Origin of the sequence: Ruegeria atlantica (assembly GCF_947495585.1) — a bacterium.
Taxonomy (GTDB): domain Bacteria; phylum Pseudomonadota; class Alphaproteobacteria; order Rhodobacterales; family Rhodobacteraceae; genus Ruegeria; species Ruegeria atlantica_G.
This window is the reverse complement of record NZ_CANLZK010000021.1, coordinates 1-23138: the sequence shown is the minus strand read 5'-3', so window position 1 is coordinate 23138 and position 23138 is coordinate 1. Positions and strand designations below refer to the sequence as shown.

27 protein-coding genes are annotated in these 23138 nt (G+C 56.9%); 11 read left to right on the top strand and 16 right to left on the bottom strand.

Annotated features, from left to right (window positions below; all coding sequences use genetic code 11):
* Positions 1-4: 4 nt before the first annotated feature.
* From QMP16_RS21995 to QMP16_RS21975, 5 genes are all read left to right on the top strand, one after another.
* Positions 5-262 (top strand): sarcosine oxidase subunit delta, encoded by a 258-nt coding sequence (locus QMP16_RS21995; RefSeq protein ID WP_282121036.1) that lies wholly within the window; start codon positions 5-7, stop codon positions 260-262.
* Positions 249-3119, top strand: a complete 2871-nt coding sequence (locus tag QMP16_RS21990; protein WP_282154145.1) for a 2Fe-2S iron-sulfur cluster-binding protein — start codon at positions 249-251, stop codon at positions 3117-3119. Before QMP16_RS21995 ends, QMP16_RS21990 begins: the two co-directional genes overlap by 14 nt.
* Before the next feature lies 1 nt (position 3120).
* Positions 3121-3618 carry a sarcosine oxidase subunit gamma family protein gene (locus tag QMP16_RS21985; protein WP_282154144.1) on the top strand — a complete coding sequence of 166 codons (498 nt, stop codon included), beginning with the start codon at positions 3121-3123 and terminating at the stop codon, positions 3616-3618.
* A gap of 13 nt (positions 3619-3631) precedes the next feature.
* Complete coding sequence (locus tag QMP16_RS21980) at positions 3632-4045, top strand: RidA family protein (RefSeq protein WP_282154143.1); 414 nt, start codon at positions 3632-3634, stop codon at positions 4043-4045.
* Positions 4046-4136: 91 nt separating this feature from the next.
* Positions 4137-5069, top strand: coding sequence for an AEC family transporter (locus QMP16_RS21975; protein ID WP_282154142.1), 933 nt, complete (start codon positions 4137-4139; stop codon positions 5067-5069).
* 4 nt (positions 5070-5073) lie between these two features.
* Here QMP16_RS21975 and QMP16_RS21970 read toward each other — a convergent pair whose 3' ends face one another.
* From QMP16_RS21970 to QMP16_RS21940, 7 genes are read right to left on the bottom strand one after another with little or no spacing between them, the layout of a single operon-like run.
* Positions 5074-6357, bottom strand: a complete 1284-nt coding sequence (locus QMP16_RS21970; protein ID WP_282154141.1) for an amidase — start codon at positions 6355-6357, stop codon at positions 5074-5076.
* Positions 6354-7544 (bottom strand): DUF1116 domain-containing protein, encoded by a 1191-nt coding sequence (locus tag QMP16_RS21965; RefSeq protein WP_282154140.1) that lies wholly within the window; start codon positions 7542-7544, stop codon positions 6354-6356. Before QMP16_RS21965 ends, QMP16_RS21970 begins: the two co-directional genes overlap by 4 nt.
* Entirely contained in the window at positions 7544-8170 is a 627-nt protein-coding gene (locus QMP16_RS21960; RefSeq protein ID WP_282154139.1) for a hypothetical protein, read from the bottom strand. The genes QMP16_RS21965 and QMP16_RS21960 overlap by 1 nt, the downstream gene beginning before the upstream one ends.
* Positions 8170-8802 (bottom strand): hypothetical protein, encoded by a 633-nt coding sequence (locus QMP16_RS21955; protein WP_282154138.1) that lies wholly within the window; start codon positions 8800-8802, stop codon positions 8170-8172. Before QMP16_RS21955 ends, QMP16_RS21960 begins: the two co-directional genes overlap by 1 nt.
* On the bottom strand, positions 8799-10169 hold the full coding sequence (locus QMP16_RS21950) for a Rieske 2Fe-2S domain-containing protein (protein WP_282154137.1): 1371 nt from the start codon (positions 10167-10169) through the stop codon (positions 8799-8801). Before QMP16_RS21950 ends, QMP16_RS21955 begins: the two co-directional genes overlap by 4 nt.
* Before the next feature lie 24 nt (positions 10170-10193).
* Complete coding sequence (locus QMP16_RS21945; RefSeq protein ID WP_282154136.1) at positions 10194-11654, bottom strand: aldehyde dehydrogenase; 1461 nt, start codon at positions 11652-11654, stop codon at positions 10194-10196.
* Entirely contained in the window at positions 11655-12677 is a 1023-nt protein-coding gene (locus QMP16_RS21940; RefSeq protein ID WP_282154135.1) for a succinylglutamate desuccinylase/aspartoacylase family protein, read from the bottom strand.
* Between the two features lie 130 nt (positions 12678-12807).
* On the opposite strand from QMP16_RS21940, the gene QMP16_RS21935 reads away from it, so the two are divergent.
* Genes QMP16_RS21935 through QMP16_RS21925 form a run of 3 tightly spaced genes read left to right on the top strand, consistent with a single transcriptional unit; the run spans position 12808 to position 15019 of the window.
* Complete coding sequence (locus tag QMP16_RS21935) at positions 12808-13902, top strand: pyridoxal phosphate-dependent aminotransferase (RefSeq protein WP_282154134.1); 1095 nt, start codon at positions 12808-12810, stop codon at positions 13900-13902.
* Positions 13902-14450, top strand: coding sequence for a decarboxylase (locus QMP16_RS21930; protein ID WP_282154133.1), 549 nt, complete (start codon positions 13902-13904; stop codon positions 14448-14450). Before QMP16_RS21935 ends, QMP16_RS21930 begins: the two co-directional genes overlap by 1 nt.
* Positions 14447-15019, top strand: a complete 573-nt coding sequence (locus QMP16_RS21925; RefSeq protein WP_282154132.1) for a thiamine pyrophosphate-dependent enzyme — start codon at positions 14447-14449, stop codon at positions 15017-15019. Before QMP16_RS21930 ends, QMP16_RS21925 begins: the two co-directional genes overlap by 4 nt.
* Here the strand turns inward: QMP16_RS21925 and QMP16_RS21920 are convergent.
* Positions 15006-15896, bottom strand: coding sequence for a LysR substrate-binding domain-containing protein (locus tag QMP16_RS21920; RefSeq protein WP_282154131.1), 891 nt, complete (start codon positions 15894-15896; stop codon positions 15006-15008). The genes QMP16_RS21925 and QMP16_RS21920 overlap by 14 nt on opposite strands.
* 119 nt (positions 15897-16015) lie before the next feature.
* On the bottom strand, positions 16016-16594 hold the full coding sequence (locus QMP16_RS21915; protein WP_282154130.1) for a helix-turn-helix domain-containing protein: 579 nt from the start codon (positions 16592-16594) through the stop codon (positions 16016-16018).
* A gap of 656 nt (positions 16595-17250) precedes the next feature.
* Here QMP16_RS21915 and QMP16_RS21910 point away from each other — a divergent pair.
* The gene (locus tag QMP16_RS21910; protein ID WP_282154129.1) at positions 17251-17721 is read left to right on the top strand and encodes a transposase; all 471 of its coding nucleotides are present in this window, start codon (positions 17251-17253) and stop codon (positions 17719-17721) included.
* Positions 17718-17939, top strand: coding sequence for a hypothetical protein (locus QMP16_RS23695; RefSeq protein ID WP_432653428.1), 222 nt, complete (start codon positions 17718-17720; stop codon positions 17937-17939). Before QMP16_RS21910 ends, QMP16_RS23695 begins: the two co-directional genes overlap by 4 nt.
* 9 nt (positions 17940-17948) lie before the next feature.
* On the opposite strand, the gene QMP16_RS21905 is transcribed toward QMP16_RS23695, so the two are convergent.
* The 7 genes from QMP16_RS21905 to QMP16_RS21875 form a co-directional block, all read right to left on the bottom strand.
* Positions 17949-18776, bottom strand: coding sequence for an MBL fold metallo-hydrolase (locus tag QMP16_RS21905; RefSeq protein WP_282154128.1), 828 nt, complete (start codon positions 18774-18776; stop codon positions 17949-17951).
* A 32-nt stretch (positions 18777-18808) separates the two neighbouring features.
* On the bottom strand, positions 18809-19432 hold the full coding sequence (locus QMP16_RS21900; RefSeq protein WP_282154127.1) for a protocatechuate 3,4-dioxygenase: 624 nt from the start codon (positions 19430-19432) through the stop codon (positions 18809-18811).
* Positions 19433-19447: 15 nt separating this feature from the next.
* Positions 19448-19849 carry a DoxX family protein gene (locus QMP16_RS21895; RefSeq protein WP_348774628.1) on the bottom strand — a complete coding sequence of 134 codons (402 nt, stop codon included), beginning with the start codon at positions 19847-19849 and terminating at the stop codon, positions 19448-19450.
* An 81-nt stretch (positions 19850-19930) separates the two neighbouring features.
* Entirely contained in the window at positions 19931-20320 is a 390-nt protein-coding gene (locus QMP16_RS21890; protein WP_282154126.1) for a nuclear transport factor 2 family protein, read from the bottom strand.
* 261 nt (positions 20321-20581) lie between these two features.
* Positions 20582-21445 carry an MBL fold metallo-hydrolase gene (locus tag QMP16_RS21885; RefSeq protein WP_282154125.1) on the bottom strand — a complete coding sequence of 288 codons (864 nt, stop codon included), beginning with the start codon at positions 21443-21445 and terminating at the stop codon, positions 20582-20584.
* Between the two features lie 17 nt (positions 21446-21462).
* The gene (locus QMP16_RS21880) at positions 21463-21906 is read right to left on the bottom strand and encodes a hypothetical protein (protein ID WP_282154124.1); all 444 of its coding nucleotides are present in this window, start codon (positions 21904-21906) and stop codon (positions 21463-21465) included.
* Positions 21851-22054, bottom strand: a complete 204-nt coding sequence (locus QMP16_RS21875) for a hypothetical protein (protein WP_282154123.1) — start codon at positions 22052-22054, stop codon at positions 21851-21853. The genes QMP16_RS21880 and QMP16_RS21875 overlap by 56 nt, the downstream gene beginning before the upstream one ends.
* Before the next feature lie 96 nt (positions 22055-22150).
* Between QMP16_RS21875 and QMP16_RS21870 the strand changes: the two genes are divergently transcribed.
* A complete protein-coding gene (locus tag QMP16_RS21870) occupies positions 22151-23053 on the top strand; it encodes a LysR family transcriptional regulator (RefSeq protein ID WP_282154122.1) in 903 nt (300 codons plus the stop codon).
* Positions 23054-23138: the final 85 nt, after the last annotated feature.

The following is a 23138-nucleotide window of genomic DNA, read 5'->3' as shown; positions in this document are numbered from 1 at the left end:
GATCATGATGCTTATAACCTGCCCGTTTTGTGGCAAGCGCAATGAAAGCGAATTTATCCATGGTGGCCCGGTAGGGGCGGTCCGCCCCGATCCCAATGCCGTCAGCGATGAGGAATGGGTCGAGTATCTGACGGTGACGCCGAATCCACTGGGTCCGGTTCAGGAGAAATGGTGGCACGCACGGGGATGCGGTGAATGGTTCACGATCTGGCGTGATACACGGACCCATGACATTGTGGAGGCACCCGATGGCACAACGTAACCGCCGCGCCTCGGGCGGGCGCATCGACCGAAATCGCCCTTTGCATTTCACCTTCAATGGCAAAGCATATGAAGGGTTTGAGGGCGATACGTTGGCCTCGGCCCTGCTGGCCAACGGTATTCGTGTCACCGCCCGCAGTTTTAAGTATCACCGCCCGCGCGGTATTATGGGGCACGGGGTCGAAGAACCTGCGACTCTGGTGGAACTGGACGGCGAGGATGCCTCGGGTAACCGTCCCGCGACCACCGTCCCGCTTCGGGACGGGCTCAGCGCACGCTCAGTCAATTGCTGTCCGTCGCCCGAGTTCGATCTGGGCGGGATCAATCAGTTACTCGCGCGGTTTATCCCCGCAGGGTTTTATTACAAGACGTTCAAATGGCCGAACTGGCATCTGTTCGAACCTTCGATCCGCCGGGCTGCAGGGTTGGCGGCAGCACCCAAAAGCCCCCCGGCTTCGGGCCGTTACGAGGCCCGAAACGCCCATGCCGATGTGCTGATCGCGGGGGCGGGCCCGGCCGGGCTGCAAGCGGCACTTGAAGCTGGTCGCGCCGGAAAACGCGTGTTTCTGGCCGATGAGGGTACCGAGGCGGGTGGTAGTTTGTTGAACCGCAACCTGTCTATCGGTGGGCGTTCGGCCTTGGACTGGGTCGCGGATGCGGTGGCAGAGCTGCGTGGGATGGAGAATGTCACTCATCTGCAGGATGCAACCGTCTGGGCTTACCGCGAGCACAATCTGATGATCGTGAACGAACGCGAACCCGAACTGGACGGAGTTTTGGAACGCAGCTGGCGCGTGCGAGCGGGGGAAGTTGTGATCGCAACCGGGGCCACCGAACGTGCCATGGTCTTTGGTGACAATGATCGACCCGGTGTCATGCTGGCCTCTTCGGTACAGGCCTATGTCAACCGCTGGGGCGTTAAGCCCGGGCAACGTGTGGTGCTGTTTACAAACAACAACAGTGTTTATGCTGTGGCGGCCGATCTGGCAGCAGCCGGTATGCAAGTTGAGGCCATCCTCGATTGTCGCAAAACCGTTCCACCTGAAGCTTTGAAGCTGGTGCCGGATATTCCGGTTCATGCCGCAATCGTTACTGGTGACGTGCGCGGGCGCAAAGGCGTGCGCGCTGTCAAAGCCGTTCCCGTGACCGGAGGGGCGGGTCGCTGGATCGACTGTGATGTGCTGGGTTGTTCCGGCGGTTGGAACCCGACCGTTCATCTTTGGTCGCAATCCCGCAGTACGTTGCGATTTGATGAGGATCTGGCAGCTTTCGTTCCTGACGAGGCGGTTCAGAATTGTCGCGCTGTGGGGGCAGCGGCGGGTGATCTGACGCTGGATAGGATTGTTGAGGGCGGCGAAGACATGGCCTACGCGATCGAACCTCTCTGGCGGGTCAACGTGCCGGGACAGCGCGGGAAGGCGTTTCTGGACGTGCAGAACGATGTCTCGGTCAGCGATGTTCATCTGGCCCTGCGGGAAGGCTATGACAATGTGGAACACGTCAAGCGCTACACGACCGGCGGCATGGGGATCGATCAGGGTAAGACCGGCAATATCAACATCATTGGCACTGTTGCGATGCAAAAGGGCGTGCCGCTGCAAGAGGTTGGAACAACCACTTTTCGATCTCCCTACACGCCTGTTTCGTTTGGTGCGATTGGCGGGTTACGGGAAGGCTGGCGGCTATTCCCGTATCGCCATACCCCTGTAACCCAATGGAATAAGGACAACGGCGCTGTGATGTATGAAGCCGGCGCGCGCTGGCGGCGTCCGGGCTATTTCCCGAAGCCGGGTGAAGGCCTGCAAGAGGCGGTAAACCGCGAATGCCGCGCTGTTCGTGAAGGCGTCGGTGTCTATGACGGCTCGCCTCTTGGCACGTTTGAACTGAAGGGGCGGGACGTTCCGAAATTCCTGGATTTCATCTACTCCAACATTATGTCCACGCTGAAACCGGGTGACGGGCGCTATGGGCTGATGTTGTCTGAAGATGGTTTAATCCTGGACGATGGCGTGGCCTTCCGACTGGATGAGCACCGCTGGATGATTTCAACCTCGACCGGTCACGCGGATGCGGTGAACCAGCATATGGAAAAGCTTCTGCAAACCGAATTCCCTGACTGGCAGGTGCTGATCACCACTGTCACCAGCCAGTGGAACAATGCCACTATTTGCGGTCCCGAGGCGCGTGAAGTTTTGCAGGCGGTGGGCTCGGATATCGACCTCTCGCCCGAGGCGTTCCCTTTCATGTCTTTCCGTGAAGGCACTGTCGCTGGTTTCCCTGCGCGGGTGGTGCGGGTGAGCTTCACCGGTGAACTGTCCTATGAGGTCAACGTGGCCCCGCGCCACATGGCGGCCCTGTGGGACAAGGTGATGGAGGTTGGTGCGCCCTTTGGTATCCTGCCTGTGGGTTCGGAATCCAGCCATGTGCTGCGGGTCGAAAAAGGGTTCCTGTCGTTGGGGCATGAGGTCGACGGCACGGTGGATGCCTATGATCTGGGAATGGGATGGGCGATGTCCAAGAAGAAGCCTGACTATCTGGGCAAACGCTCGGTCCACCTGCGCAGGTCAGGCGGCGTTACCCGGCGCGAGCTGGTCGGAATTCTGGCGGATGATCCGAACCGGCAAATCCCCGAAGGTGCGCCACTGACGCCCGGTGGTCGGAAAGAAGCCACCGACGGGTTGGTCACTGCCTGTGTATGGAGCGTGGTAAACAACCGTTGGGTTGGGCTGGCGTTGCTGGAAGATGGCCACGCGCGGCAGGGCGAAACCGCGCACGTCCGGCTGAAGGATGACGTGATCCCGGTCGCGGTCACGAAACCGGTCTTTCACGACCCCGAAGGTAAATTGCTGAGGTCCTGAGATGAGTTATGATGTCACAATTGAACGGTGCGGCCTGAAGGCTCTGTTCGACCTCAAAGGCGCGCCGGAGGCGGTATCGCAATGGGTCGGGGACGCTTTGCCGAGTTTGCCGCTCAGCCCCAATAGCCGGACAGAAAAGGACCGCATCGAACTGTTCTACATTGGTCGTAACCACTGGATCACCTGCGCCCCACTGGCACAGGAAGACGCGATGGAAGCCCGGCTGAAGCCCACGGACTGCCCGGCAGATATCAGTATTGTTCGGGTCTCGGACACGATGACCTTCTTTCGCATAGTCGGCCCAAATGCAGGTCAGGTGATGGCAGTTGCTTGCCCGATGGACCTGCATGACAGCGTGTTCCGGACAGATGCGGTTTCCTATACCGAAGTATTTGGCCTCAAGGCTTTGGTGATGCGGTGTCAGGATGGTATTGAGTTCGCAGTCGAACAGAGTTTTGCGGATATGGTCGAAGACTATCTGATCCGCGCCACGGCTTGAGGGGAAGATCGGCATGGCTCGAACGCATATACACAAGTACCAGACGCGCTATCACGCGAAAGCAACCTATTCCAAGGCGATCCGCGCCCGGGGTGACTTTGTTTTCATGCAGGGTCAGGTCGGCACGCTGATGGATGGCACACTGGTTGGCGAAGGCGACGCGGGCGCGCAGGCAGATCAGGCTTGCCGCAACATCCAGCGCTGGCTGGAAGAGGCCGGGGGTAGCTTGACCGATGTCTGCAAGTTGACAGTCTACGTCACCGATATTTCGTACCGTCCGGCCGTTTACGAGGCGATCAATCGCTGGTTCGAAGGTGTTCATCACTGTTCGACAGGCGTGGTTGTGCAGGGGTTGGCCGATCCGTCGCTTTTGGTCGAGATCGACGCGATGGCTGTCATCGACGATGATGCTGACACCCCCGGCTGAAGGAGTCGGGTCTATCCGACATCGCATTGCGTAGAAACGCCAGTCATGAGAGTGTCCGGTCGAGCCGGCCCGGTTTTGTCTGCGAATTGTTATGCTTTCGACACTCACCTCGATACTGCCGATCTTTTTGATCATTGCGCTGGGTTTGGCCCTGCGCAAAGGCGGCATTCCCAGTACGGATTTCTGGAACCTGAATGACAAGCTTGTCTATTGGGTTCTGATGCCATGCCTTCTGTTCAGCAAAATTTCCCTGTCGCCGTTGGACAAGTCGGCGCTGGGTCTTTACTCGGTTGCCATTCTGGGCGGGTTCGTTGTGGCGCTTCTGTTTGCGCTTCTTAGTGCCCGTTTGATGGGTTTTGCGCCGCCGCAGGCCACCTCGATCCTGCAAGGCAGCGCGCGACATAACTCATTCATCGGACTTGCGCTGGCTGCGAACTTGTTTGGGCCAGCGGGGTTGGATATCGCGATTCTGGCGACTGCAATTCTCGTGCCCACCACCAATATTGTTATGGTGGTTCTGATGGTTGGTGCGCTCAAAGGCGATCGGACCAACAGCCTGGCCGTTGCAATTCTGCGGGAACTCGCACGCAATCCATACGTGATTTCGATCTTTCTGGCGGTCTGTGCCAACCAGTTGATCGGTAACAGGATAGCGGTCGTGCATGATGTGACGGATGTTCTGGGTGCAGGAGCTTTGCCGATCACATTGCTGGCCGTCGGTGCCAATCTGAGGGTCCGGGCCATGGCCGCAAGTGCGCTGCCTTTAATTCTGGCCTTCACGGGCAAGATGATTGTCTTCCCTCTGGCAGTATTGGTGATCGGATTACTGGTTGGGTTGCCGCGGGAAGTTCTGCAGATCGCCGTCGTCTATTCGGTTGTGCCGACCGGTGCGTCTTCGTACACGCTGGCCAAGCACTTGGGTGGAGACGCGCCGCTGATGGCGGCCATTGTCACGTTGCAGACGTTGATAGCAGCCGTCAGCATTCCCGTATCACTTGCTTTGCTGCTGCCCCTAATTCCTTAAGCGGTCATTGCGACAAGTGTTCATGGGCCCAGACCGCGATGTCCAGCAGGCGGGCGTCATCACCCTTTCGTCCGATCAATTGAATGCCAAGCGGCAGGCCATTCTGGTCGGTCCCGAATGGCAAAGCGACCGAAGGCACCTGCAACAGGTTCCACATCCGGGAAAAAAGCGGATCTCCAGTAGCGTCCAAACCGGCAGGGGCTGGTCCGGGGGCCGACGGGACCAACAGAGCGTCCACATCGCGGAACATCTGGTCCAGCATCGCGCCCGCCCGGTCACGCAGGTCCAGCGCAGCTTGGTATTCTGCGTTGGTGACCGCCAGCCCCGCCGTGACAAGGTCATGAAATTGCGGGCTGATGGCGGGCATGCCGATAGCGTATTCTGCAGCGCGCTGCCGCGCGACCTCATAGCCCATGACGGTGATCTGAGCCTGCGTGAGTTCGGCAAAAACGGGTGGAAAGGCAATTTCTCCGGTCTCTGCCCCCGTTGCGGCAAGGGCAGCCAACACACGCGTGCAGGTGTCCCGCATCTCGACCGAACCGTTCCGCCAGTGCGGGCCGCGCATTAGGCTGACCCTAGGCAAAGCCTCTTCGAACTCAGCTGGCGGTGCCGGGTCAGTTTGGCACATAACCGCGTCGGTCAGCACAAAGTCGCGGGGATCACGAGCCAACAGGCCAAGTGTATCCAGACTTTGGGACAAGCCCATGACACCCGTCAGAACATACCGGCCGGTGGTTGGCTTGAACCCGCAGACCCCGCAATACGCTGCTGGTCGGATCAGCGAGGCTGCGGTTTGCGAACCAAATGCGAGCGGAGCCATGAAATCGGCCACAGCTGCGGCCGAACCGGATGACGAGCCACCCGGCGTATGCGCCGGATTCGCCGGATTGGCAGTTTTACCGGGTTTGAAGTAGGCGAATTCGGTGGAAATGGTTTTACCGGTTGGGATCGCGCCCGCGTCCAAAAAAGCCTGAACGCAAGCTGCATTTCGGTCGGGGCGGCGCCCGGCATACAGGTCGCTACCCCATCCTGTCGGCATGTCATCCGTGTCGATGATATCCTTGATCACAAACGGCACGCCATGGAGCGGCCCACCAACGGGGAGAGTGTCGGCGGCCTTTGCACGCTCCATGGCGCGGTCCGCATCGAGGGTTTGAAAAGCCCCGATGACGGGTTCACGGTTCGTGATCCGGTCCAGATGGGCCGCCATCACCTCGGAAGGCTTCACCTCACCTACCCGGATCAATGTGGCAAGTTCATGGGCAGAATGATGGTTCAGCCCGGTCATGCCTCCAGCGCTTTCAACGCGTCGGCAAAGGGGGAGACTGGCATGTCGTAGATGCCACCGCCCAACCGACCGGCCTCGCCCAATCGGTCAAGAATGCCCAGCCCGATCACAGGCCCCGAACCCTGTTCCACGGCACCCCGCGCCGTGCTGCCCAGCCGAACATGCAAGGCCCGGAAATACGGATGCGTTCCGACTGACAGACCTGACATTCGCGCTTGAGCGTCGTCGGGCAGATAGGCACCCAGACCCTTCTTTTGTTCAGGGCTCAGATCTATGGCCATTGCCCCCAGCCCGAATGCCTCGACCACGGCACTGTCGCCGATCGCGCCACTGGCGCGGTCCTGCGGCAAATCCACGTCAAACGCCCCCTTGGGAGGGTTGGCCGGAATTGTGAACCAACGGCCCGGTAGGCCCGAGATCTGGATGCCAATTTCGCGCCCATTGCCGCCTGCAGCGGTGACGAAGCTTGACCCTTCAATACCCTCCGCCAGTTTCATCATGCATTTGGTCGCCGCCATCCAGAGGTTGAGAAACAGTGAGGGCGAGCTGTCCATAAAAGCCAACACGTCGTCATCCGTGATCCCGCTGGTGCTGCGATCCTTGAGTTCAGCAATCAACGCCTGTGCGGCCACGGGTGTGCGGCCATGGCAATCATCCCCGCCCATCAGGCCGATCACAGCCAGCGGGACCAGAGCGATCCCTTCGGCAATCCCTTTCTCCAGAACATCAAGAAACCGGGTGTTGAGCCAGCGAATGTGGTTGAGCACCGCCTCGGACCGCAGCCCTAAACGCATCGCTGGGCGGTTGCCTGCATTGATCGGCGCGTAAACACGTTGTTGGCCACGCCACGCGTCATAGACTGTGTGCAGCGGCATATCCGCCGAGACGACCGCGGCCAGAGGTGTCACGACATCATGGTCCTGCGCAGGTTTCAGGATGACCTCGCCTGCGTTGATCATCGCCTCGGCCTGATCGAAGTTCTGTGCCAGCCCTTGCCAGACGGCAGCGACACAGGCCGAGTTCAGGATCGGCGCGGTGATCTGATCAGGGCTGGCGAAGGCGGGACCGGCATGTAGCAGGACATTTTCATCCAACCTCAGCGCTTCGGACGCAGTATTGAACCGGTTCCAGACCGGTTGTGTCACCATGGCCTGGTCGAACGCCAGCTGATCAGCCGGATGCAGCATCAAGTATCCTCCGGCGGGATGATCCATGTTTCCGAGAAATAGAGGAAGGCAGTTGTCGTTTCATACCCGGCCTGCACCCGTGTGCCCAACTTGCCCGGCAATGCGTGACCATTAACGATGATCTGGGCCGAATGTGCGGGCACCAGTAGCGAGAACATGTTCTGCTCACCCGAAGCGACCTCATGCGGAGAGAGCTCCAGCGCGCGGGGTGGCTCGAGCCCCTCCCAGACCAGTTCGACCGTCAGGTTTTCCCCGGCGATGGTTTCGGTATAGCGATGGCTCATCGGATCGCCCGAGGAACGGACGACCTGCGCGCCTATCTCTGGCAGGGAGGCAAAAGCGGGAGCATTTGCGAAAGCGGCCAGTTTGCTGATGAAATTGCTCTTCAGAAAGGCGGTCAGATCGGGATTGTCGCTCAGGATTACGTTCGGTGCCTCGGGCGGTCCGTCCACCTGATCTGGCGTTCCGTACAACAGCAGCACCTGACCCTGACCCACCGGAGACCATGCCACGCGAAAAAACAGCGCCATGGCGGTGAAATTGTTGTTGTCGTCTTTCAGCAGGATGCCGGGGTTCTCGCCTGTCCAGTCGACGGTTCCGGGGGTGATCGGTTCGTTCAACGGCATCACAGATCCTCCTGCGGGGTCACCCAGGTTTCGGAAAAGGCCAGAAAGGCGGTCGACATGGTGCGGCCAAAGAACTGGCGGCTTGCGACCTGACCGGGGAGCGGTGTGCCGTTGATGACGACCTGCGCCGTCTTGGCTTCAAGGAAAACCGAATACATCTCATGCTCTTTGGTTGCCGAGTTTTCCTTAGTGACCTCAACTGGCAAGGGTGGACCCATTTCCTGCCAGATCATCTCGACCGTGACGCCCGAGCCGCGCAGGGTCTCGGAATAGCGCGATCTCAAATCGCCTGGGCGTTTTTCGACGCTGTCACAGTCCAGCCAGCTCATCGCGTCGAGGCCTGCCTTTCCGATAAAGGTCGGCATCTTGGTGACCCAGCCATCCACGATCCAGCGCATCATGCGTTGGTTATCCGTCATGATCAGATTGGGGGCGTGCGGCCAACCCTGCGCTTGATCCGGCGCGCCCAGGATCAATGCGGCATGGCCCCGACCATAGGGCGACAAAACCACCCGGAAGAACAGCGCCAGAGTGTCATAGTGGTCCTGCGTCGGGTTCTGTTTCAAATAAATGCCGGGGTTTTCGCCGGACCAGTCGACCCGACCTGGATTTTGTGGAACACGATTGGTCATGACCAGCTTGCCTCATACTTTTTCAGCGCATCGACGATGAACGTCTTACGGGCCTCGCCCTGCAATTGGTCGCCAGATTTGTAGATCTCAGCTACCTGATGCGAGATTTCCTTGAGCACTGCACCATCGTCGCGGCCGTCCTGAAGCGGGATGCGTAGCATTGTGTCCCCGGCATAGGTCGGTATCACCTGACCGGCAAAGCTGTCGGTCGGTTGCGGAGGGGACTGACCGTCTTTCAACGCGCGAATGGCGTTGCGCAACAGGCGGCGTGCCTTGGCCACGCCCCGATCCGTAAAGCTGAGGTTTTCGCGGGCATGGACGTTCCGCGGCCCCTGACTGACCCAGGCGTCATAGTCGCCGGGGTCCCGCTGGCGCATCTCATAGGGTCGATCGGGATCCTGACCATAGAAATCGGTCATCCCAAAGCCCACTTTTCTTTTGTCCGTCAGGCCCTTTGGATCGTCATTCGCCGCCGCATCCCGGAAGTGGCGCCATGCGATGACCATCGTGTTGGTGTCGTCAATCGGGGTTATCCAACGCGACAGCCCGCAGCGCCCAAAATAGCGCGGCCCGTCTGGCACCGGGAAGTGGCCGCCATTTTGCGTGAACGACGGCAACATATGGTCATGTATGCGCACCCAGACGATATCCTCGACTCGTCGGACATTGGTGTAAAAATCGCCCGTTTGACTATCGTGAAACTCGATCATCGGCATTTCAGCAAAGGCGTCGATGAACTGGCTGCGTACAGCCAGTGTATGCAGGTAGACAACATGGAACGGGTCCCATGCGTTTTCCATCACCTGAAGCCAGTTGCACGGGGATTTGATGAGGTAAGGCACCAACTCGTCGCCATCATCATCAAATGTGTCCATTACTGGGAATGGGGGTTGCTCTTCGGGGGGACCCATAAATGCAAAGGCCAAACCCTTGTATTCGATCACCGGATAAGCCCCCAGACAGGCCTTTTTCTTGACCTGTGACGCGGGCGGTTCACACGGGGTTTCCAGAATGGTGCCGTCCAAGCCGTATTTCCAACCGTGGTATGAGCATCTAATTCCGCCTTCCTCAACGATGCCGAACTCCAGGCTCATGTTGCGGTGGCAGCAATGCAGATGGGTCAGGCCCAGCTTGCCCTCTTTTTTTTCGCGGAACAGAACCAGATCTTCGCCCAGAATACGCAGGCGATAGGGCAGGTCGCCGATCTGATCGGTCATTGCTACCGGCATCCAGAACCGGCGCAGGTATTCGCCGCACGGCGTGCCGGGGCCAACCTCGGTCAGTTCCGGGTCAGGTTGCTGTTGCCAGACTTTTTGTTGGTCGTGACCGCGGAAATTGCCCTTGGGGGCTGAGAAATGATCGTTCATGCCGTCCTCCGTGCGTATCGGTGGTCAGGGAAACGGATCGGGCACCGGCGTGGTGCCGGTCCAGATCGATTTGACCTGACAGAAATCCCTTATGGCGTCCGGGCCCAATTCACGCCCGTAGCCCGACAGTTTGACCCCACCAATGGGGCAGGCAGGGTCAACGCTGCGATAATGGTTGATGTAAGCAGTGCCCGCCTCGATTGCCTCGGCTACCCGCGCGCCCTTTTCGGCATCGGTGGTCCAGACCCCTGCAGCCAGCCCGTAGTCGCTGTCATTAGCCAGCGCGATGGCTTCTTCTTCGGTGGTGAAAGAGATGACGGCCAGAACCGGTCCGAACACTTCTTCACGCCAGAGCTGCATGCTGGGGGTCACATCGTCAAATACCGTTGGTCCGATATAGAACCCATTCCGGCCTGCCGTTGTGGCGGTGCCGTCCAGTAAGCAAACCGCACCGTCGGCTTTGGCGCGTTCGATCATTGCCGTAACCTTTCGCAGATGCGGTTCATTGGCCAGCGGTGCGACCTGAGTATCCGGGTCCATCGGATCCCCCATCCGCAATGTGCGGGCGCGATCGATCAGGCGGGATAACAGCCTGTCCTTCAGCCCGGCCTCAACGATCAGCCGCGATCCAGCGACGCAGGTCTGGCCATTTGAAAGGAAGATGCCGGACAGAATTCCGTTGACCGCATTGTCCATGTCACAATCGGCAAACACCACCTGCGGAGATTTCCCGCCCAGTTCCAGCACCGCCGGGATTACGCCGGCCGAGGCGGCCTCGGCCACTTTTCGTCCGCCAAAGTCCGAACCGGTAAAGGTGACCTTGCGTGTTAGAGGGTGGCGGACCAGTGCTTCGCCGACCTCGTGACCCAGTCCGGTGACGACGTTAAGCACCCCGGGTGGTAGTCCCGCCTCATGTGCCAGGCGTGCAAATTCCAAGGTTGATGCCGAAGCCATTTCTGAGGGCTTCACTACAACCGTATTGCCAGCTGCCAGTGCCGGGGCCAGCTTCCATGCAAGGATCATCAGCGGAGAATTCCAGGGCGTGATGGCGACCACGACGCCATAGGGCCTAAAGTGGCCCACGCTATGCACACCGGGGATGGAAATGGCCTGAGGTTCGGGCTGCAGCTTGCGTGCCTCTGTCGCAAAAAACCGAAACCAGTTGTGCAACCCGGCAAACTGCCCGCGCACCTCGGTAATGCGTTTGCCGTTGTCGCGGATTTCGGGTTTGACAAGGTCTTCCCACCGGGTTTCCAGTATGTCAGCTAAACGGTCGAGCATATCCGCCCGTTCTGTCGGCCCAGCTTTGGCCCATGGCCCGCGGCGGAAGGCCTGGTCGGCGCCCCGGATGGCCATGCCGGCGGTTTGTGTGTCGCCACGGGCGATCATGCTCCACACCTGACCGGTGGCGGGGTCGATACTGGGCAGGGTTTCACCATCCCAATCGACAAAGGCACCGGAAATGAACGGGGAATAAGTTTTCATTCAACGTTCCTCGGACAGCGGTTGAGCCACCAATGCCAACAGATCGCCACGGCGCACCATGCCACGATTGCCATGAGCCAGAACGTGCCCGGCTGTGGGAAATTTAAGTTCGACGGCCGAACGTTCCGGTTCGGCGGGGAAATGCAGCGTGCCTGCCAGATCGCCTCGTTTGACCTGTTGTCCTGCGGTGCAGCGTCGGTCGAACAGCCCATCTGCGGGTGCGTGGATCGAATGCAACGGATCGGCGATTTCGACACATTGCGTCGGAACAGAGTCCGGTGCACCGCCGGGCAGGATACCTAAATGCTTCAGACAGCGTTTAAGCCCGGCTTCGGCAAGGTCCGCGGCATGCGGATCGACACCCCCGCCGCCGCTGAGTTCAGCTGCGATCATCGGGACCCCAACTCGCGCGGCCGCAGCATTCACACTTCGGTTGTCGTTATGGGCGCCCAGCACCCAGATCAGAGGCAACCCGAAAGCGCGGGCCAGTTCCATGTTGGAAGCGGTCAGGTCCGTGTCATTCCCCCGCGCTGCCAAGGCGCAGGGCTCGAATACAGATGCCTTGCCACCCGAGTGCAGGTCAATGGCGGCATCTACGCGCGGCAGCAGTACAGTTTCAACAAAATGCGCCAGCATCGCTGTCGGGCCGCCATTCGCGGTGCCAGGAAAAGCCCGGTTCAGGTTTTGCCCATCCAATGGCGACACCCGCGATGAGGCGAGAAACGCGGGGGCGTTCAAGGCCGGGATCAGGATCACCTGTCCGGTCAGGTCAGAAGGGTTCAGCTGTGCCGCAAACCGCAGGATCGCGGCAGGTCCTTCGAATTCGTCTCCATGAGTGCCGCCCAAAATCAGAACAGAAGGTCCGGGTTTGCCACGTAAGCTGACGACCGGGATTGGGTGGTATCCCAACGGTACGGCATTGTCGGACCATTTCAGCATCAGATCACCGGACTGTCGACCTGGCGCGTCCAGATCGATGGTCAGGTGAAGCCTGCTGGGTTGGGGCGAAAACGTATCGGTCATCCGGGTTCTTTTGCTGAGTCACAGCCTTCATATCATAATTTTTTTGAAAGTGAATTGCTTAAAATACGATGTTATGTGATATATATTGAAAATTGCCATTGCCGCCATCTGGTGGTGCCGGAGGAATTGGATGGGCATTACCCTCGCAAAATCAGGAATAGGCAGGATCAAACCTCATATGGTTGGTGGAGCATCTGCTGACGTTCCACCGCCTGCGATTCTTTTGAACTCGAATGAAAGCGTGTTTGGTCCCAGCCCGTCTGCCCGCGCTGCCGCTTGTGCGGCAATCAGCAATGTCGAGCGCTATTTGGAAAACCCTGACGATATCTTGGCCCCGGCGATTGCCGCGCAATACGGGTTGGATGCGGCACGGATCACCACAGGACAGGGATCGGACGATCTGTTGGCCCGTCTGGCACGCGCCTATCTAGGGCAGGGTACCGAGCTGATCCGTAGTGCCAATGGCTATCTCAAAGTGCCCAACTATGCTTTTGCCAACGATGCCGAGGTGGTGTCAGTCGCGGATAATGCATTCAAACCTTCGGTCGACCGGATGATCGATGCGTTGACCGAACGAACCCGGATCGTCTACCTCGCCAACCCCGAGAACCCGGCAGGCACCTATCTGAACGGCGCAGAGCTGCGCCGCCTGCATGCCGCGTTGCCGGAAAACGTCCTGCTGATCATCGACGCTGCCTATGAGGAATATGTCGACGCGGCAGATTATGAGCCCGCGCATAAGCTGGTAGAGGCTGCCAATAACGTGGTCATGTGCCGGACGTTTTCAAAGATTTTCGGGCTTGCTGGTGCGCGTGTTGGTTGGATGTACGGGTCCAACGATGTGGTGGACAATGTACGCCGGATCGGCCTGACCTTCCCGGTGGCGTCCTCTTCGGCCGCAGCTGCTGTTGCGGCGCTGGAAGACACGGCACATACCCGTTTCGTTCGAGAGACAAATTTGAACAGCCGGGCCTGGCTTAGCGCCGCGCTAACGGAAATGGGTCTGCATGTTGTCCCAAGTCAGGCCAATTTCGTGCTGGTTCATTTTCCGAACCCCGGGAAATCTGCCGAAGCGGCCGATCTTTTCCTGCGCGGACAGGGGATTTCTGTGCGTCGGTTCGCCTCACCCGCCTACCGTGATTTTATTCGCATCACCATCGGTCACAGGTATGAACTGCAAGCGGCGCGGGATGGGCTTGCCGCATTTCTGGACGGAGGTGCCTGATGGTTGCGTCCCCTCTACCGACCGAATGTACGCCGCAGGTCAAGAATCCTTCAGGTGCGGCTATCATCGCTGCTATCAAAGCGGCGGGTGTTGGCGAAATCGTGGCATTGCCGGACATCGTTACCAGTGACGGGCTGCTCTGGCCGATCTCGCGAGATCCCGAATTTCGCCTGACCCGGATCTGCAAGGAGGATGAGGGCGTCAGCATCTGCGGGGCGATGTCCTTTAACGGCACGCGCGCGATCCTGATGATGCAACAAACGGGGCTGATGGATTCATTGAATGCGATCCGGGCCATTGGCGTCGATTATGAACTGCCGGTGGTCATGATGGTTGGCCTGCAGGGTAAAGAGCCACATATTCATCCGGACCAATCGGCCTCTTACGGGGTGCGGATTGTTCGGCCGGTGTTGAATGCGATGGAACTGTCACATTCCCTGATCGAATGGCCAGGGGACGAGGCTCATATCCCGCAGGCGATTGAAGCGGCTTATGCAACTTCGAGACCCCACATTTTCTTGATCGGCCGGGCGCCGGAGGCATCATGACCATGCACCGCGACGCAGCGCTTAAGGCTCTGATCCCTCATGTCCGCGAGGATGATATTGTTGTTGCTGTTTATCAGAGCTGTTTCGACTGGCTTGCCCTGAATCCGCGCGACCTTAATTACGTGGCCGTCGGGGCTATGGGACAGGCGTCGTCCCATGGTCTGGGTCTGGCGCTGGCCAATCCTGACAGGCGGGTCATCGTTCTGGATGGCGATGGCAGCTTGTTGATGAATCTTGGGACATTGGTGACGATTGCCAATTCAGGGGTGACGAACCTCTATCATTTTCTGTCGGCTAACCGGGTCTATGAGGTGAACGGGTCGCATCCCCTGCCTGGTGCGGATAGGGTTGATTTTGCGGCCATGGCCTGGGCTGCCGGGTATGCCAGTGTGCAGCGCTTTACCGAGCTGGATCAGTTTTCAGCTGCGGTGCCTCAGGTTCTGTCATCCACCGGCCCGCAATTCGTCTCGATGGAACTGACGGCAGGTGCCCCTTACCCTCGGGACTACGCCTATATCCACAGCGCGCAGGCGCGAGCCAGTTTTCGCGAGGCGCTTAATCGTCGCTGATCTGCGATTGCACGATCTTCAAAAAGGACTGTCCCACGGCGGACAAGGGCTTGTTCTTGGACCAGAACAGGACTGCTCGAAACGTCAGAGGCGCCGCAAAAGGCAGCGCGACACAATCGGGAATGGTTTTGAGATAATCCAGGCTTGCTCCGACAACAGAAACTCCTAGACCGCGCGCGACCAGACGGCACACTGCGTCGGTAGTGCGGGTCTCATACTGCATCTGACGTGAGATCCCTTTGGCCTCAAAAAACTGGTCAATCTCAAACCGGAAGCGTGAGGACGGCATATATGAGATAAAGCTCTTACCCGCCAGGTCCTGCGCCTGAACTATGGTTTTCTCTGCCAGAGGATGGCCGGTTGGAACGACGCAACAGACGTCGCTGTTCCGGATAACCAGGTTGTCAAAGGACGGGTTGGCGGGTTGGGTTGTCGTGATCCCGAAATCGTAATTCTGCGAAACCATCCATTCGACGGCGTCATCGCTGGGCGCGATTTCCATTCGGGCCATGGCTTTTGGCCAAGTAGCTGAAAACTCCTGAAGCAGATCCGGAGCAAGCTGAGAGGACACCCCCGGCGTGATCACCAGGTTAAGCCGCGCGTGACCGAACTTCCCAATGGCTGTGGCGGAATCCTTTATGTGCTCCATGCCGCTAACGGCCTGCCGAACCTCTTCCACCAGCAAGCGTGCTTCATCCGTGGGTACCAGGACCCGGCCCGAGCGCTGAAACAGCTGAAAACCGACTTCGGCCTCGAAATCCGAGATCAGGCGGCTGACCGCGGGTTGTGAGATGCCCAGCATCGCTGCCGCTTCGGTTACAGTTCCGGTGGAGACGACGGTTCGAAATGCATCAACCTGTTTGAACGTAATTTTCATGGGGGCTCAGTGCCTGATTGGGATATGCGGTTGGATTATTCATAGTTTCACATAATACAAGAATATGAAACGGTCCGGATAGGTTATACGGCCTGAGAGTGTCAAATCGCGGTCTGAATTTACTGCGGGCGAGTTGATACAGTGATGAATTCGATCTCATCCGACACGATCTTGCAAAACCCGTGACGCAGCTTGGCATCGAAGCTTAGGGTATCGCCAGTTGCCATAACAAAATCCTCGGTGCCACACCTGTATATAGCGTCGCCCATTATCATGTAGAGAAAAACACAGCCTTCGTGCTGGTAACTGGGCAATGTCCCAGATTGGTCCTTTGAAATGGTGATACGGGCAGATTGAAACAGACCTCCCGGCCCGCCATGTTTACCAAGCAACAGGTAGTTATGCACGTGACCCTGCGTAATACGTCGGGACATGAGACCTTCGCCTGCTTTGACGTGATGTACGTCGGCCGAAACTTCCGTATCCGCAAACAAGGCCATCAGAGGAACATTCATCGCGTCCGCCAATGCCTGTAGCGTGCCAAGAGACGGAGAGACGCTACCGTTTTCAATTCGGCTGATCATCGAGGTCGAGACCTGCGACGTTGTCGCCAGCTCAGAGAGGATCAGATTGCGTTCCTGCCTTAGCCTTTGTAAGGTTTGCCCTACTTCACGTTCGATATCTCTTTGTTTGATCACAGTTTTCAGTGCCGATACTGCTGTAGTTGCATAGAAGATTGTTAGTCTTAGTTGTGTCAGTTTTTAGCATTCAGTCAATTGGTCTTTGTCAGGTTATTGACGGCCGATCAGCAGGAAAGCGATCCACCATTCTGTTCTGTCGCAAGAACCTTGTTGAAATCCTTCTCTGGGGTTGCAAGGCTATGATGTACGCACAGCGAAGGTGAGTGCACGCTTATGTCCTTTCAGCGCTTGGGCGCAAAAGCAGAAAAGAATACGCTGAAGAAGTTCTATTGATCATTTCTTGTTTGTGGCCTGAATTTATCGCTTAGTAATTTGAAAAGACATTTCCGAATCTGAGCGGTGGGGCAAAGGCATCGTTGCTGACTGTAATGATACTCTATGGCTTGCGAGAACAGTAATACACAAAAGGAACGCTGTTTTTCGAACGACCAACGGTATTGTCACGGTAACTGTATAGGGTTTGTTCAAGCCTAAACCTGGCCGTAATTGGTATCGATGAATTCAATTTCTATCAGCTACAAGCATCACCGATTTCCTGCTCAGGTAATTGCGCAGGCGGTGTGGTTGACCTGAACTACTCCCGGAAATTCGGACACTTACGTAAGCTGCTTTTTGTTGTCTGCTGATCTTCAATAGAAAGGAGATCGGAAAAGTTGAAACGGAAGCAACGTCACCCAGATTTCCAGGCCATAGTCGCGTTGGAAGCGCTGAAGGGCGAGCAGACGGTCAGCGAATTGGCCGGTCGGTTCGGTATTCACCCAACGATGATCCATCAATGGAAACGGGCGCTGCTTGAAGGTGCTTCGGTTGTATTCGAGCGTGGTGGCAGGAACGCGCTTGAAGTGAACGAAGAGCAGGTCAGGGGCCTTCACGCCAAGATCGGGGAGTTGGCCTTCGCCAACGATTTTTTGGCCAGAAAAGCTCAAACCCTGGACCGGCAAGTGAGGCGGAAGACGATCGAACCGAACCTGTCCAATCTTTCTGTCGGCAAGCAATCCGCTCTTCCGTCGAACTCGCGGTCGTCGTTTTACTACGAACCGAGGGGCGAAAGTGAGATGAACCTCAATCTGATGCGCGTGATCGACATGAAGTTCTTGGAGACGGGTTTTATGGCGTTCGTCTGATAACATGGCGCCTGCGCAATGAGGACCTTCCGGTAAACGAGAAATGCATCCAGCGTTTGATGCGGCTGATGGGCCTTATGCCGATTTACCAGAAGCCCATAAATATCAATGTCGCAGGTTGTCTGAATGGCCGATTTGATGAACTAAATGGTAACTGGGTAACGCAATCTGGGTTTTCACATCGGAGGGCCAATATCTGTATTGCAATCTCTCAATAGTCAAGATCTTCAGTAATCAACGATTCCGCTTTTGATCAAATGCCGAGCCATACCACGCACATTGCTTGGGCGCCAAGTATCGTATTGCTGCCAGTGGCTTCGGTCTGGGTACGTTAGTTCTTCTACCAGTTGGTTTGTCGATTTCCCGGCTTGCAGCCCTTTCAAAACATCCGCGCGCAGTTCTTCCATATAGAGCCGAACGTTTGTCAGGTCGTCATGGTCGCCAACACGCCCGTGGCCGGGTACGAAGGTATCGAATTCCAGCGCCTCGGCGGTGAGTATCTGCTGATACCAACCCTGAACATTGTTTCTGCCAAGGCTAGTGTAGAACATGCGTTCGGGTGCGGCGACATCGACAAGAAAGACAACATTTTCGGGGCGCACGACCGTTGCGATCATGTCCTCTTCGTCTCCGGGCCCAAGATAGGTCAGTTCGATCGTGTTCTTGCCCAATTGAAAGCTATGCTCTTGATCGAACTGGGCATCGAGACTTACGCCGCCCAGTGTTGCCGGAGCGTTCGAATGCGCGATGGCCTGAACATCGTCGCCATAGACATCACCGCCCGAGGCGTGATCGCCATGCGAATGCGAGAAAATCAGATGCGTCACTGGCTGGTCCGTTAGTGAGGGAAGATTGTTCTGCAGCTGCTCTGCCGTGCGGCCGTTCGGATCGACAACAAGGGTCCCTTCCTCGGTGACGACAACAAGCGAATTGTAGCTGCCGTTCTGGAAGTAATAGACATTGCCTGCGACATGGGTGAAGGCATCTGCGGATTGTGCTGTGGCAATGGCTGGCATCAGGATTGCCATGGCTGCGACGATCAATGCGTTTTTCATAATCTGTTCCTTTCCTGATCCGGCCGAGCCCGTCAGACAACAATGTTTACGATAGTTTCTGTGCCCTTCGGCCCTTCGGTGAATGCCATGGATACTGCTCGGGCTTCCGCCTTCGACATCCTGCGATAGAGCCCGTCTTTCGCATTGTCCGGATCACCTTCAATGTAGAGCTGTGTGGTCAGAAGCTCTCGGCTTCCATCTAGGACTTTCACATGAATATGTGGTGTTCGCCCCGGATACTTAGTTGGCCTGATCGTGCGGAACGCATAGTTGCCAGCGTCATCCGTGATATCGTGGCCATAGCCCTGAAAACCCTGGTCATAGGGCACTGGACGATCATCGCCGGGGTGCAAGTACTTTCCATTCACATCACATTGCCAAATTTCGATGCGTGCACCCGTTATCGGGATACCATTGCGACCGGTAAGCTGACCTTTGAGCGTGATGATCTCCCCGCCTGCCTCGCGAACAAGCCCTGCGATCTTCACCAAGTCATTGTCGGTGTCGCTCACGCGCATCGATCTGGTCGGATAAAACGGCCCTTCTGCAGCGCGCGGTGTCAACTCCGCAGCAAACGCGGTCCGGGACAGGAGCAGGCTTCCTGTGGCAGAAGTAATCCCTGCGAGAATCTTTCGGCGCGATTTTGAATGAGTCATCAAATTCCTCCTCAGCTATTCGCGGCCCATCTTGGCATCAAGGCTCCAGCGACCTGGGCCGGAAAATACAAAGTACAGGAAGATGAAGCAGTACAAAATTGCGGCATCACCGGCATTCAGGATCGGATAAAAGTTCTGCGGGGCGTGGGCTATGAAGTAGGCGCTGGCCATCAAACCGGACAGAAGGAACGCGACCGGACGCGTAAAAAGGCCCAGAACAATCAAGGCACCGCCGAAAAGCTCCATCATGCCGGCAAACCATGGCATCGAGAATGTCGCGACCTCCCACTCTGGCGGCGCAGGGAAGTTCAGTATTTTCTGGGTTCCATGCGCCATAAACAGCAGGCCCGTCATGATCCGCAGAATGCTGAGAACCCGCGGGGATTGATTGTTCAGAACTGCTATCATTTTAGTCATTCCCGAGATTTGATCGGCCGGGTTTTTTGGGCCCGCCGACCGATGTTGAGTGAAATTGGTATTCGGATGAGATGGGGTGAATTACTCCATCGCTTCCTTTACTGGCGCGCTGTCGACGAACTGTTCAAATTTAACGATCTTGCCGTCTTCGACCTGCCAGACATGTGCAACGCGCGCCGAAAATGCCTTTTCGGTTGCATTATACGTTCCATAGTAGGTCCCGTATGCGACGACGCGGTGGTCATCGGCTACATAGTTTTCAGGAACAAACCGATAGTCGGTCCATTCTGAAGCCAACCGCGCAAACACGTTTTTCGCGATCTCGTCAAAACCGGTATAGGTTCCCGAATAGGGAAAACCCGCTGCCTCTGTCCATTTGGCATCAGGTGCCAAATGCCACTGAAGGCTGCGACCGTTTTCTTCGGAGGTTCCGCCTTCATAGGTGCTTTTGACAATTTCCAATGGAGTCATGTTTTACTCCTGAGCGTTGACGGCAATTGTTGTCGCCGAAACGAATGCAAACAGGACAGCACCAATGATGCTGCTTTGCGTGATCTTGGTATTCGCGAACTTGCAAGACATGAAATTGCTTCTCTTCCTTGCGGCGAATGCAGTGTCGTTCAAAGCAAACCGAGTTTTGCACTGTTGGTGATTGGGCGCCGGATTTGATAGGCCAGCGCCCCTTTTGTAATACAGAAACCGAAGTGGACGGCTTCTGATGCCGGTCTACGCTTACGGCCAGGAACGCTCGCCCTCGATAACCTGGGCGCTTAGCTCCAGATCGCTCACGTTCTCAAAGTCGGGATAAGCCGCCTGCATCGCGGCGATCAACTCGGCTGAACCCTCAGCCTTGTCCGCGGCTGCCTCGAACGCGGCGACATATTCCTTTGTGAAATCAACGATGCTTGCGTCCTCTGCACTATCGCCGATCACGTGGCCCGGAACAATCCGCGCGGGGTTCAATTCTAGAATCTGATCTAACGTTGCACGCCAGCTGTCGCGGCTTTCCGGGGTTTGGTTGTCAGCCATCCAGACATGCACGTTTTCATAAAGGACGACGCCGCCCAGCACGGTTTTTTCCGACGGTACCCACAGGAATGTATGAACCGGATCGTGTCCATCGAGGCCAATGACCTGGACGGCTTCGCCATCCACTGTCAGGCTATCGCCATTCAGAACCTCAGGAACAATCAATTCGGATGGGGCGTTCGTGTCCAAGATCGGGCCCCAGAAATCGTATTTGAGCTGGATGGTTTTCTCGATGCCTTTGACGGTCTCAGGTGTCGCGACAATTTTGACATCCGGGTAGGCTGCGCGGATCGTATTCAACCCGAAATAGAAGTCAGGATCCTTGTGGCTGATAAAGACGGTCGTCAAGGGCTTGCCGGTCGCCTTGATCATATCAACCAGTTGCTGGGCATCGTCCTTTTCAAACTGGGCGTCCACCAAGATCACCTCATTCGGACCTTCGATCAGGTTCGATGAGACCGGGAACAGGCTGCCTTCATTCGGGCTGAAGGCCGTGATGGTGAGATCAGCCGCAAAGGCTGCGGTGGACAGCAGCATGGCTGCAGTAGAAGTGAGGATCGTCTTCATAGGGATGCTCCTTGCATTTATGCGGCCAGTGCCGCGATCTGTTCTGGAAGGGTGTGGTAAGATGAGATATCGACTTGGGTTATTCCGCCGTCGGTATGCATCAGCAAAGTTGGGACGCCTTGCGTGCCGAACCTTGCTTGCAATTTCGCGGCTTGCTTACTGATCTTTCTGGCTTGGTCTCGGCCCTCGTCCAATGAGCCGTCGATGCCGAATTCTGTCAGCGCTTTCCGGATTGCTTCGAGGTCAACCGCAGAGACACCGCCAGCATAGCGCGCCCGCTGCAAGACATGGGCCAGCGTCATCTCTGCTTTGGCACCCTGATCATGAACCAGAGCAGCGGCGCAGGCGGTCAGACTGGACTCCAGCATTTCGTCCGGGTTTCCCAGAATGTTCTGAACATAAGCATCACTGAACGCTTGGCCGGTTAGCTGTTCGATACGCCGATCGTATTCTAAAGCCATCGCCCATTCGGTATGCATTTGCGCCCTGGAACAAATGGCGATGCATGACAGTAACATCGGCACCGCTCTCTATCAGCGCATCAATCACCGGGGCGGCACCATAGCACCAGCCGCAATAGGTATCATAGATATAGGTGAAGCGCGTCATTGCAGTCTCCGTTTTGGTGGACCACAGGTAGTGCGCCGCTATTGTAGACTAAAGGTAATACTTGTAGACACTGAGTCAGTCAAAAGTTGACAAGAGATGAAGAAACCAAATCTGAACCGTCTAGAGTACTTTGTCGCCATCGCGGAAGAAGGAACGATTACTGCGGCCGCTGATCGCATGCGTATTAGCAAGGCGGTCGTCAGCAAGCAGCTTCAGCTTTTGGAGGAAGAGCTTGGTGCAACTCTTGTTGTGCGTAACTCTCGCTATCTAAACCTCACGGAAACCGGACAATCCTTCTATGAGGCCGCACGTGCATCAGTGGCGCAGGCAGAAGAAGCTTATGAAATGGCAAAGCAAGGGCGCGCAGAACCGACTGGAAACCTGCGCATCACCGCCCCTCTCGATATGGGCGTAACATACGTTTCACCGGTCGTGGCCGAGTTTCGCATCGCCTATCCGGCTGTCACGATTGACTTGACGCTAAGCGATACGCGGTTCGATCCGGTCGAGGCACGATTTGACATTGCATATCGGGTAGGCTGGCTTGCCGATTCCGCCAACGTTGCGCGCAAGTTGGCCGACTTTCAGCAAATCGTAGTGGCGTCGCCTGATTTGGTTGAGCAACTTGGGCGGCCAAACCATCCGGAACGATTGGCAGCGTTTCCGTTCGTCGAACACAGAGCCCTGCCAAACCCGCTGAACTGGCAATTCAAAAAAGCTACCGGTGAAACATGTGACGTTAAAATGAACCCCGCGCTGCGAGCAGACGTAACACCAGCGATCAAGGCAATGGCAATCGAAGGGGCTGGGATCTCCATTCTGCCAGATTTTTTCGCTAAGAGAGAAATCGAAAACGGCACATTGATCCGGCTTGTTCCGGATTGGGCGCTTCCAACAGGAGGCATCTATGCCGTTTACCCTCCGACGCAATTTCGATCGGCTGCGACAAAACAGTTTGCGGGTCTGTTTGCGGAAAGACTTCGAAACAGTTTGGCCTAAGAGAAGGGTGGCTCTGCTCAATCTAGTGGCAGCAACGCGGATAGGCTGTGTGAAATCTCTCGCTGTTTTGTGGGTATTGTCACGG